This is a genomic window from Vibrio sp. 1078-1, from assembly GCF_033340475.1.
In genome coordinates this window covers 154,532-166,239 of the sequence record NZ_JAWOWM010000008.1, presented here as the reverse complement: position 1 = coordinate 166,239, position 11,708 = coordinate 154,532, and the positions used below count along the sequence as shown (strand labels likewise).

8 protein-coding genes are annotated in these 11,708 nt (G+C 45.0%); 4 read left to right on the top strand and 4 right to left on the bottom strand.

Features of this window, described 5'->3' with window-relative positions; genetic code table 11:
- Positions 1-205 precede the first annotated feature (205 nt).
- The 3 genes from rsmC to hemL form a co-directional block, all read right to left on the bottom strand.
- The gene (gene rsmC, locus R7190_RS16275; protein WP_025768200.1) at positions 206-1,231 is read right to left on the bottom strand and encodes a 16S rRNA (guanine(1207)-N(2))-methyltransferase RsmC; all 1,026 of its coding nucleotides are present in this window, start codon (positions 1,229-1,231) and stop codon (positions 206-208) included.
- 76 nt (positions 1,232-1,307) lie between these two features.
- Entirely contained in the window at positions 1,308-2,393 is a 1,086-nt protein-coding gene (locus tag R7190_RS16270) for an AI-2E family transporter (RefSeq protein WP_025768201.1), read from the bottom strand.
- Positions 2,394-2,738: 345 nt separating this feature from the next.
- On the bottom strand, positions 2,739-4,034 hold the full coding sequence (hemL, locus tag R7190_RS16265) for a glutamate-1-semialdehyde 2,1-aminomutase (protein WP_186584674.1): 1,296 nt from the start codon (positions 4,032-4,034) through the stop codon (positions 2,739-2,741).
- Between the two features lie 246 nt (positions 4,035-4,280).
- Here hemL and erpA point away from each other — a divergent pair, with 246 nt between their 5' ends.
- From erpA to vmeK, 3 genes are all read left to right on the top strand, one after another.
- A complete protein-coding gene (erpA, locus tag R7190_RS16260; protein WP_005380031.1) occupies positions 4,281-4,622 on the top strand; it encodes an iron-sulfur cluster insertion protein ErpA in 342 nt (113 codons plus the stop codon).
- Positions 4,623-4,727: 105 nt separating this feature from the next.
- Positions 4,728-5,843, top strand: coding sequence for an efflux RND transporter periplasmic adaptor subunit (locus R7190_RS16255; RefSeq protein ID WP_005386537.1), 1,116 nt, complete (start codon positions 4,728-4,730; stop codon positions 5,841-5,843).
- A 9-nt stretch (positions 5,844-5,852) separates the two neighbouring features.
- A complete protein-coding gene (vmeK, locus tag R7190_RS16250; RefSeq protein ID WP_017820415.1) occupies positions 5,853-8,957 on the top strand; it encodes a multidrug efflux RND transporter permease subunit VmeK in 3,105 nt (1,034 codons plus the stop codon).
- A 64-nt stretch (positions 8,958-9,021) separates the two neighbouring features.
- On the opposite strand, the gene R7190_RS16245 is transcribed toward vmeK, so the two are convergent.
- Positions 9,022-10,314, bottom strand: coding sequence for a peptidoglycan DD-metalloendopeptidase family protein (locus R7190_RS16245; protein ID WP_054579093.1), 1,293 nt, complete (start codon positions 10,312-10,314; stop codon positions 9,022-9,024).
- A 130-nt stretch (positions 10,315-10,444) separates the two neighbouring features.
- On the opposite strand from R7190_RS16245, the gene tyrS reads away from it, so the two are divergent.
- Positions 10,445-11,632, top strand: a complete 1,188-nt coding sequence (gene tyrS, locus R7190_RS16240) for a tyrosine--tRNA ligase (RefSeq protein ID WP_017820416.1) — start codon at positions 10,445-10,447, stop codon at positions 11,630-11,632.
- The last annotated feature ends 76 nt before the right edge of the window (positions 11,633-11,708 follow it).

Genomic DNA, 11,708 nt, shown 5'->3' with positions numbered 1-11,708 from the left:
TGGGCAGTTCTAAAACATACTTCGCTGCCGAGGTTCTCGTTAAAAACGGATAAGATGTTCAACTAGATAGAATTAACAAAATTAACGAGTTTTTTTTCTTTGACAAGAAAGTTAGTTGTAAAGCGTGCAGGGTGACGCAGTTTTTCTTATGAGTGTTGAATTTATGAGAAAAAATCGCGCAGGTTTGTGCCTGCGCGGGGGGAAGTTATGATTTTTTCGCGTAGTAGATAGAAAATTTATTGGTCTTATTTAGCGTCTCGCAATTATTAAACGCCCGCTCGATAATTGGTGGGTATTTTAAGAAGCTATTCGCGACAATCACCATTTCACCGTCTTTGGTTAGATATTGTGGTGCCTGGCCCAACAAGGTTTCCGCTGCGTTGTAATTTGTGTCTAAACCACTGTGGAATGGCGGGTTGCTGATAATAAAGCGGTAGTCTTTTGCGGTATCCGAGTATATATCTGATGCAAATACGCGTCCGGATAAACCATTCGCTTCTAATGTGGCTTGGCTAGAAGTGATCGCATAAGCATTAATGTCACACATCTCAATCGCGATCTCTGGATTCGCTTTCGCCATAAACGCACCGAGCACACCTGCACCACAACCAAAGTCGAGCACTTTGCCCGACAGCTTAGGTAAGGTTTCAAGCAGCAATCGGCTACCTAAGTCGAACTCGCCATGGCTGAATACGCCAGGTAGGCTCTTAACCGCTAGCGACTGCTCACCGAGTGTAACAGTGTAAGACTTAAACCAATCTGCTTGGTTGAAAGGTTTTGGTTCATTGAGGCAATTACCCCAGTAAAATGAGCAGCGACGAGCAGAGTCGTACTTGTTCACAGGGCCGTATTCTTGGAACATCTTCTCGATGCTCTTGATGCCGGAGCGGTTTTCACCAACGATGACGATTTCGGTGTTAATGCCCAGTTTCGCCATCAACATCGCCAGCAAGTATTCTGCTTCAGCTTTTGCCTTTGGCCAGTATAAAAGGACCATGTCTGCTTTTGTTTCAACATCAAACACAGAGCCAAAATGACTTTTCACTTTGTCAGAGGTTTGAATTTGGCGGTAGTAGCTATAGTTGGAAGTAAACACTTCAACAGACTCACAATGAGCCACTAACTCAAGAGGAAATAGGTCTTCAACTTCACCAGCGACTAAAACGTGTTTTCCGTTGAAGTATTCAAGTTGGCGCTGAGCTATTTGGCTAGGAGCGATATAAGCAGACATAAATTTGGTTCATCAGAAATAATTTGGGGCAGATTTTCGCACAATCTGCCCCAAGCTTGAAGTGATTAAGCGGTGACTAGCTGTTGTCTTGTTGGTTAAGGAAGTCTTTGAATTCTTCCTCGTAGATATTAAACAGTACCATGGTCACGGCAAAAATAAGTGGGCCGTAGATAAGACCAATCAAACCAAACAGATGCAGACCACCCAGTAATGAGAAGAAAATCATAAGGGTATTCATGCCGGCGCTGCCTTGCATTAGCAACGGACGCAATAGGTTATCTATAGAGCCAACGACAACTACACTCCACACCGTCAAGAAGATAGCCCAAGTCATATCGCCTGTTAAGAACAAGTACGCTGCTGCAGGAATCCAGATTAGTGCGGTTCCTACCACTGGAATGAATGATGCAAAGCCCATCATTGTTCCCCAAAATAACCCAGGGAAGCCGGCGAGCCACATACCGATACCGCCAGCCAGACCTTGAGCAATCGCTGTCATGAATGAGCCCATTACGGCTGATTTAGAAACTTGCTCTATCTCTGTCAATATGCGGTCTTCTTGGCTACGTGAGAGTGGCAGGATATGACGAATCGCAGAGATAATTTTGTCGTGGTCACGAAGCAGAAAAAACAGCACAAACAGCATTAGGAAGAAGTTCATTAGGAAGTTGGTTGCGTCTCCTAAAATCTTTGCGCTGATAGCGACTAAGTTAGAGCCAAACGATGTGGCAAATTGACCAATTTTCTCAGCAATGGCTTTGGGCTCGATTTTATCAAAAGGTAAGTACTCATTAACAATCGATAAGCCTTTGATAACGAAAGGATGTTGGAATATATCTTGGATGCCACCATTGGTAACCCAATTATATGTATTTTGTGAGAAAACAGAGCCTTGCTGAACAATGGCGGCAAACACAAATAAAAGCGGGATAACAATAATAAACGTCAAGACGACACATGACAGCAGTGCCGCCATATTGGGGTGCTTGGGAATTTTCTGCTCAAACCATTCGTGTATCGGAAACATGAGCAAAGAAATGATAAAAGCCATCACAATTGAATTGATATATGGCTCAACCAATAAGTAGCAAGCAAAAGCAGCGGCGAGTAAAGCAACCATTAGTACTCGGTGACTCGACGTTATTTTTACATTATTTGGCATGGTATTAGTCCAACTTACAGGTGACGTTTACGGTTTATGCCTTCAATGATGGCGTGTAACCTTTATTACTTTGCACTCTTAACTCTTTCAAGCTTATGACAATGCCGAATTAGAGCAGGGCGATGTACCTTGCTATAATGACTACAAATCAGTCGGTTATCAATCAAGAGATGAGCTATGGGTTGTTGCAACGGTGATAAAAAGTGTCAAACCGAGAAAAAAGCTAAGCGAATACCGTGGTTTGGCATTGTCGTTGGGGTATTAGCGATATTGGTTATTTTGAATTGGCAATAAAAAAGGACCGTTACGGTCCTTTTCTAAATGCGTTATCGCCGTTTTTAGCGATTACTTCGCTTCTTCTGCAAGAACAGCAAAACAGCGGTCAGCAGCTTCTAGTGTGGCATCAATCTCTTTTGAACCATGAGCGAGTGAAGTAAAGCTCGCTTCAAACGCAGATGGCGCAAGGTAGACACCGTGTTTTAGCATTAAGTGGAAGAAACGCTTGAAGCGTTCTACATCGCACTTCGTTACGTCTTCGTAGCAAGTTACTTTTTCTTGGTCAGTGAAGAAGAAGCCGAACATACCGCCCACTTGGTTAACAACTAGCGGAATACCGTGTTTTTCTGCTAGAGACTTAAAACCTTCAGCAAGTTGTTTCGTTTTAGAAGCTAGGCGCTTTTCGTTGCCTTCTTCTTTTAGAAGGTTCAAACATGCGTAGCCTGCTGCCATTGCGACAGGGTTACCGGAAAGGGTACCAGCTTGGTAAACTGGGCCTGTAGGTGCAACGTATTGCATCACTTCTTTACGGCCACCGAAAGCACCTACTGGCATACCGCCACCAATCACTTTACCCAGTGTCGTTAGGTCGGGTTTGATGTTGTAGTGTGCTTGCGCGCCGCCTAGAGCAACACGGAAGCCTGTCATTACTTCATCAAAAATTAGTAGCGCGCCTTCTTGATCACAGATTTCACGTAGCCCTTCGTGGAAGCCTTCCACTGGTGGAATACAGTTCATGTTGCCTGCTACTGGCTCAACGATGATACAAGCAATTTCGCCTTTGTTAGCAGCAAATAGCTCGCGTACAGAATCTAGGTCGTTGAATGTTGCTGTTAGCGTGTGTTTAGCAAAATCTGCAGGAACGCCAGGAGAGCTTGGTTGGCCTAGAGTTAGTGCACCAGAACCTGCTTTTACTAGCAAGCTATCAGCGTGGCCGTGGTAACAACCTTCAAATTTCATGATCTTATCGCGACCGGTGAAGCCACGTGCAAGGCGAATCGCGCTCATAGTAGCTTCAGTACCAGAACTTACCATGCGGACTTGCTCCATTGATGGAACAAGCTCAGAAACTAATTCTGCCATCGCGATTTCAAGTTCTGTTGGCGCACCGAAGCTAAGACCGCGTTGCGCTGCATCAATTACTGCTTCGCGGATAACCGCGTGGTTGTGGCCAAGAATCATTGGACCCCAAGAGCCAACGTAATCAATATACGCTTTACCATCGGCATCAAAAATCAGTGGACCGTCTGCTCGTTCGATAAATAGCGGAGAGCCGCCAACGCCGTTGAATGCACGAACTGGTGAATTGACACCGCCAGGGATGGTTTGCTGAGCTTTTTGATACAGATCTGATGATTTGGTCATGGGGTTATCCTCTTTTGATTGCTCGGACCAAGTGGAGCGCATTGTACCTAGCTATAATCAAGTTAGAAACGTTTTGCTTAATTTATGTGTTGTTTCGCAGTGTAATCTTATATATCCGCATCTGTTATAAAGAATCGGCGGCGAATACTTGAACGAGTTTGTCAGGTATTGGATAATCGTCTCAATTAGCACAAATTTGACGTCTTGCTTCAGGCTTGACGCATTACACGAGTGAGAGAGGTCTTCGTGAGCGAAGTAAACGTACCATTATCTTTTTCTGACGCAGCAGCATCTCGCGTTAAAGCATTGATTGCTGAAGAAGAAAACCCAGCATTGAAACTGCGCGTATACATTACTGGCGGCGGCTGCAGCGGCTTCCAATACGGCTTTACTTTTGATGAAAATGTAAACGAAGGCGATACAACAATCGTAAACAGTGGTGTAACACTGGTTGTAGACCCTATGAGTCTGCAATATCTCGTTGGCGGTATTGTTGACTACACAGAAGGGTTGGAAGGAGCGCGCTTCTTCGTAAATAACCCCAATGCAACGACAACATGTGGTTGTGGTGCATCGTTCAGTGTGTAATTAACACCTAACAGGCAGCTAATGGCTGCCTGTGCTTTATGTAGAAGGATGTCACGTAAAGCACACGCTCGCAGATATGCAGAGAAATAATAAAAAGGACTTTATATGTCTGGACTTTCTTTTGGACGCCGAATTGTCGAGCGCCCTTGGCTAGTATCTCTTATCCTCGTCTTACTTCTTGTTGCATGGCTAACCATCGGCCAACTCAAAGCACAAGATGATCATCCTAACTCTTCAACATCCACGAACACGACACCACTTGCAAAGGTGATGTTTGATACTTTTCTTGCCGAACCTACCAGTAAAACCATTGAATTGTATGGACGAACAGCGCCCAATCGTCAAGCGCGTCTTGGCGCCGAAGTTGCCGGTAAAATAGTCAGTCTTAACATAAAGAAAGGCCAAGCGGTCAAACAGGGACAAGTGATCGCAAACATCGATAAGCGCGACCTTGGCATTCAACTTAAACGGGCCCAGGCGATGCTGTTGGTTAAAGAGAAAGAGTTTAATGCAGCTAAATCGCTAAAAAGTCGTGGACTGCAAGGTGAGGTTGCATTTGCGACAGCGCAAGCAGCGTTGGTAGATGCACGTGCGAATTTGAGTAACGTGCAAACGGCTTTAAGAAATACTGAGGTTAAAGCGCCATTTGATGGCATCGTAGATCACCACTTTGTTGAGTTAGGTGATTTTGTCGGGATTGGCGATCCTATTGCGACGGTCATTGATTTGGATACTTTAGTGATTGAAGCCGATGTCAGTGAACGGCATATACAATACCTTAAGGAAGGCCTAGAAGCCGACGTAAGAACCATTAACCAACAGCATCATCAAGGTCGTGTGCGCTACATTGGACGTGTTTCTTCTGCTTCTACTAATACATTTCCAATTGAAATCGAAATTGATAATCAAGACGCAAGAATTCCTGCCGGTATGAGCGCAGAAGTACAGCTGCCGTTGAGTGAAGTGTTGGCAGTAAAGATTACGGCTGCCATGTTAGCACTAGATGAAGAAGGTAACTTAGGTGTCAAGACACTGCGTAATGAGTATGTTGAGTTTGTTCCAATTCAACTCGTTAAGGCCGAGGATGATGGTGTGTGGCTCTCTGGGTTAGGAGAGCGTGCAGACATTATCGTGCTGGGACAAGGTTTTGTGCGAGATGGTGATCAAGTACTGGCCAATAAAGTTGATGACGTAGTTGTTGAAGCGGCTAGTGAGCAGTAAGGAGCACTTATGTACACTCTGATTGATGCTGCGTTATCTCGCGCTCGCACTATGCTGACATTGTTGGTGATGATATTAATTGCTGGTGTCATTACTTACGTCACAATCCCCAAGGAATCGAGCCCTGATATTACCATTCCGATTATTTATGTTTCTGTTGGACATCAAGGCATTTCTCCTGTCGATGCCGAGCGTTTATTGGTTCGCCCAATAGAGCAAGAGTTGCGCTCTATTGAAGGCGTAAAAGAGATGACCTCTGTGGCATCAGAAGGTCATGCTTCGGTGACGCTGGAATTTAGTGTCGGAGTGGATCTTGATAAAGCGATGGCAGATGTGCGTGATGCGGTTGATCTTGCGAAGCCAAAGTTACCAGAGGACAGTGATGAGCCGACGGTAAACGAAGTCACGTTTGCATCTGAAGAGCCTGTTTTGACCGTTGTGCTCTATGGCACCGTACCAGAGCGAACCATTGTTCAGATTGCCAGAACGTTACGTGATCGTTTGGAAAGTTTCCGTCAGGTTCTTGAGGTTGAAATCGCAGGAGATCGCGAAGACATCGTGGAGATAGTTGTCGATCCGCTATTGATGGAAAGCTACGGTCTCGATCAAGCGGACATCTATAATTTAATTGCCTTGAATAACCGAGTTGTGGCTGCGGGGTTTGTCGATACTGGGTATGGACGCTTTTCGGTAAAAGTCCCATCGGTTTTTGATTCACTGAAAGATGTGCTTGAACTACCGATCAAGGTGAATGGCAAAGAGGTGATCACTTTTGGCGATGTGGCGACAGTACGACGTGCATTTCGCGATCCTGAAAGTTTTGCTCGTTTAGATGGCGAATCTGCCATCGTTTTGGACGTAAAAAAACGGGCAGGGGAAAACATCATTGAAACGGTTGAGCTGGTAAAAGAAGTACTGGCTCTGGGACAGAAGCGCGCCGAGTGGCCCGACAATTTGCAAGTTAAATATACTTGGGATCAATCCGACGATGTCAAATTGATGCTCAGTGATCTACAAAACAATATCTTATCCGCAATTATCCTCGTAGTTATCGTCATTATTGCCATATTGGGGGTTAGGACCGCGCTTCTCGTGGGGATTTCTATTCCAGGATCGTTCTTGACTGGGTTGTTGGTGTTATCGGTATTTGGGCTGACGGTCAATATCGTCGTACTGTTTGCTTTAATTATGGCGGTAGGCATGTTGGTGGATGGTGCCATTGTGGTGACAGAGTTTGCAGATCGGCGCATGCAAGAAGGAACGCCACGTAAAGAAGCCTATCGAGATGCAGCAAAGCGAATGGCCTGGCCTATTACCGCATCCACAGCAACCACATTGGCTGCGTTTGCTCCGTTACTTTTCTGGCCAGACATAACTGGTGAGTTCATGAAGTACTTACCACTTACTTTAATTGCTACCTTGGCCGCTTCGCTGATGATGGCTTTATTGTTCGTTCCTGTCATCGGTGGGATCATTGGCAAGCCTCAAGTAGTCAATCAGAAAGCTCAGCGAGAAATGGTGGAGCTGCATAACGGCAACTTTGAAAAAGCGACTGGCATTACCAAGCTTTATTACCAGACTCTGTCGGTAGCGATTCGTCATCCATGGAAAGTCTTACTCAGCGCGATACTGCTAGCGGCAGGTGTCGGCTTCACTTACAACAAAGCTGGCTTGGGTGCAGAGTTTTTCCCTGAGGTGGACCCTGCCTTTTTTACCGTTAAAGTTCGTTCTTATGGTGACCTGTCTATTCACGAAAAAGATGTTGTTATGCGCGAAATCGAGAAGGTGATGCTCGGTCATGACGAGTTTGAAAGTGTCTACACGCGCACAGGATCGAGCGATAATGGGGACGAGATTGGCCAGATTCAAATAACGCCTGTGGATTGGCAGTATCGACGCAAAGTGAAAACCATTATTGAGGAACTAAAAGAGACGACAGACCGCTTTTATGGTGTTGAACTTGAGTATAAATTCCCGGACGCAGGACCGCCTGTCGAGCATGATCTCGTGATTGAAGTGTCATCACGAAATTTGAGTGTTAGTGCGTTAGATGAAGCAGCCAAAAAAGTACGACATTGGGCTGATGGTAATCCTGCACTGACCAACTTGAGTGATACCACTAATAAGGAAGGGATTGATTGGCAAATTGATATCCAGCGAGATGACGCCTCTCGCTTTGCAGCGGATGCTACTTTAGTCGGGAATACCGTCCAGTTTGTTACGAACGGCTTGAAAATAGGCGATTATTTGCCCGATGATGCGGATGAAGAAGTCGATATTTTGGTGCGCTATCCGCAAGATAAGCGCGACATAGGTCGATTTGATCAACTGAGAGTGAAAACGGCAGCTGGTCTGGTACCGATTACGAATTTTGCTCAAATCAAACCAGATCATAAGCAAGACACTATTCGTCGGGTCGACGGTCATCGAGTTATCAATATTAAAGCGGATATGGTGGAAGGTTACAATTTGGCGCTTGAGTTACCTAAGATTGCCGCTGGAATGGAACAGCTCGACTTACCGGAAGGCATTGAATATAAGATTCGGGGTCAAAATGAAGAGCAGGAAAACTCATCAGCATTCTTGCAAAATGCTTTTATTGTCGCGCTTGGTGTCATGGCTTTGATTTTAATTACGCAGTTTAATAGCTTTTATCAAGCTTTCTTAATCCTTAGTGCAGTGCTGTTTTCTACCGTTGGTGTCTTCGCTGGGTTACTTATTTTCCAAAAGCCATTTGGCATCATTATGTCGGGAATTGGAGTGATTGCGTTGGCTGGTATCGTGGTAAACAATAATATTGTTTTAATCGATACTTATAATCAGATGCGTAAACGTGGCTTAGAAAAATCTGAGGCTATTTTGCGTACCGGTGTGCAGCGTTTAAGACCCGTTTTACTTACGACGGTGACCACCATATTAGGCTTATTGCCAATGGTGTTAGAAATGAACATCGACTTAGTTAATCAGAAAGTGGAGTTTGGCGCACCAAGCACTCAATGGTGGTCTCAGCTTGCGACCGCTGTCGCGGGTGGTTTGGCGTTTGCGACTTTGCTAACGTTAGTTCTGACACCGTGTTTGCTTATGCTCGGGAGAGAGCATCACTCCGAACAGTAAGCTTTATCGTGATGATATCGACAAAACAAAAAGGGCAGCTTCGCTGCCCTTTTCAATACCTGGCTTACTTCATTGCTAACAGTTTGCTGTAGCGTTCAAGCTTGTCCATGCTAATTTTCGCGTTTGCCATGAAAGTTTGTCTCGCTTTGCCTGTCAGGGATTTAGATTGTGGCAAATTCACCGTGCGCGGGTTTTTATGGACACCATTCACAAGGAACTCATAGTGCAGGTGAGGGCCAGTTACACGGCCAGTTCCGCCAAGCGTACCAATGGTTTGGCCTTGCTTAACGCGTTGACCAGCTCGTACAGTACGTTTGGTTAAGTGCAGGTACTTGGTAATGTAAGTATTGCTATGTTTAATGAAAACGTAGTTACCATTAAATTTGTTGTAAGACGATTTTTGAACAACGCCATCACCAGCCGCCCAAATCGGGGTGCCCACTGGTGCCGCATAGTCCGTGCCTCTATGAGGACGAACGCGTCCCGTCACTGGATGTAAGCGGCGTGGGTTGAAATTAGACGAAACTCGACGGAAGTCCAACGGCGCGCGTAAGAATGCTTTTTTCATTGCACGCCCATTTTCGTCGTAATACTTGCCACTTTTCTGATCCAATATTGCGGTAAAGGTATCGCCTTGGTTTTTAAAGATCGCAGCAATGATTTTTCCACGGCCGATTACTTCACCTTCTACCACTTCCTCTTGGTAAAGTACTCGGAAGCTGTCGTTTTTACGAATATCTAAAGCAAAGTCGATGTCCCAACCAAATATGCCAGCCAGTTCCATGATTTGGTTACCATTTAATCCAGAAGATATTCCTGCATTCCAAAAGTTTGATTTGATGGTGGCTTCAGCGTAGTTGTACTGGAAGTCGACTTCTTTTTTATCAACTTCAGAAACGTACTTGCCGTCTTTTAATGTGATACGAAAAGTCTCGAACGCGCTTAGTGTTCTTCTTAGCTGCACCAAGTTGTTATTTTCGTCAAAACCAAATTGCAATCGGTCACCAGGTCGAAGCCGAGTTAACTGTTTTTCCACTTCTTTGTCTGATGACACCAGTTCATGTAATAGACGAGCAGAAAGCCCTACGCGACTAAATAAGATGGCAGCACTCTCGCCATTTTTTACCTTGTATGTCTCCCAGCGCAGCACGGCGGGAACCGCAGGCGATGAACTATTTAGTGCACTGAGTTCGAGGGAAACTGGCACAGGATAATGTTGACCAACTTTTAATCGGCTCTGCTGCGGGTCTAGGTCTTGCGGATCAGGTAAAAAGAAGAGCGCGAAGATAATCAGCGCACTAAAAAAACCGATCAATACTTTGTGCAAGAGTGGAAGTCGGACAAAAATCGAATGCATGAGGTACTTGATTGCTAAATTAAACGGAAAAAGTGACAACTACCTAGTCTAACGTGTTTCAAAATGCATCGCTATTCAAGTAATATGTTCAGCTATTATATTTTTGCCAAATCTGTGGGAGTGAACAAGAATGGCGAGCATTGAAGCTGCACTAGCCGAGATTAAGCGCGGTGTTGAAGAGCTGATTCCAGAAGAAGAGCTAATCGCAAAACTAAAAGAAGACCGTCCTCTACGTATTAAATTGGGCGCTGATCCAACAGCACCTGACATTCACCTAGGCCATACGGTTATTTTCAATAAGCTTCGCTTGTTCCAAGAACTAGGTCATGAAGTGACGTTCCTAATCGGTGACTTCACTGCAATGGTTGGTGACCCAACAGGTAAAAACACAACTCGTCCACCGCTAAGTCGCGAAGACGTATTGCGTAACGCTGAAACGTACAAAGAGCAAGTGTTCAAAATTCTCGATCCTGCAAAGACTAAAATTCAGTTTAACTCTGAGTGGCTGTCTGAACTGGGCGCAGAAGGTATGATTCGCCTTGCGGCAAACCAAACCGTTGCTCGTATGCTAGAGCGTGACGACTTTAAAAAGCGTTACGCGGGTGGTCAGCCAATTGCTATTCATGAGTTCATGTACCCACTTCTACAAGGCTGGGACTCAGTAGCAATGGAAACGGATGTTGAATTAGGTGGTACAGACCAGAAGTTCAACCTTCTAATGGGTCGTGAACTGCAAAAGTCTCACGGTCAAAAACCTCAGGTTGTACTGATGATGCCGCTTCTAGTGGGCCTTGATGGCGAGAAGAAGATGTCTAAGTCAGCAAACAACTACATCGGTATCAGCGAAGCGCCAAGCGAAATGTTTGGTAAAATCATGTCTATTTCTGATGACCTAATGTGGAGCTACTACGAGCTGCTCTCTTTCCGTCCTCTGGAAGAGATTGCTCAATTCAAAGCTGATGTAGAAGCGGGCAAAAACCCTCGTGACATCAAAGTATTGCTAGCAAAAGAAATTATTGCTCGTTTCCACAGTGAAGCCGATGCCGATGCAGCAGAGCAAGAATTCGTAAACCGTTTTGCGAAGAACCAAATTCCTGATGAAATGCCAGAGTTTGACTTTGACGCAGGTCGCCCAGTGAGTAATCTGTTGAAAGAAGCAGGCTTATGTCCATCATCGTCAGATGCGATGCGCATGGTTAAGCAGGGCGCTGTGAAGATTGATGGTGAAAAAATTGCGGACAGCAAATTTGCTCCAGAAGCGGGTACTTACGTGTTCCAAGTAGGCAAACGTAAATTTGCTCGTATTACTATTCAGTAATTCATAATGACTGCAAATGAAAGCGTCCGAAGGGCGCTTTTTTTGTATGAAAATTTAGCAAAAACGGCAAAGTAAA

Bases quoted from the DNA above. Each gene is read 5' to 3' on its own strand.
- rsmC (WP_025768200.1), bottom strand. From the start codon at position 1,231: ATGTCTGCTTATATCGCTCCTAGCCAAATAGCTCAGCGCCAACTTGAA.
- R7190_RS16270 (WP_025768201.1), bottom strand. From the start codon at position 2,393: ATGCCAAATAATGTAAAAATAACGTCGAGTCACCGAGTACTAATGGTT.
- hemL (WP_186584674.1), bottom strand. From the start codon at position 4,034: ATGACCAAATCATCAGATCTGTATCAAAAAGCTCAGCAAACCATCCCT.
- R7190_RS16255 (WP_005386537.1), top strand. From the start codon at position 4,728: ATGTCTGGACTTTCTTTTGGACGCCGAATTGTCGAGCGCCCTTGGCTA.
- vmeK (WP_017820415.1), top strand. From the start codon at position 5,853: ATGTACACTCTGATTGATGCTGCGTTATCTCGCGCTCGCACTATGCTG.
- R7190_RS16245 (WP_054579093.1), bottom strand. From the start codon at position 10,314: ATGCATTCGATTTTTGTCCGACTTCCACTCTTGCACAAAGTATTGATC.
- tyrS (WP_017820416.1), top strand. From the start codon at position 10,445: ATGGCGAGCATTGAAGCTGCACTAGCCGAGATTAAGCGCGGTGTTGAA.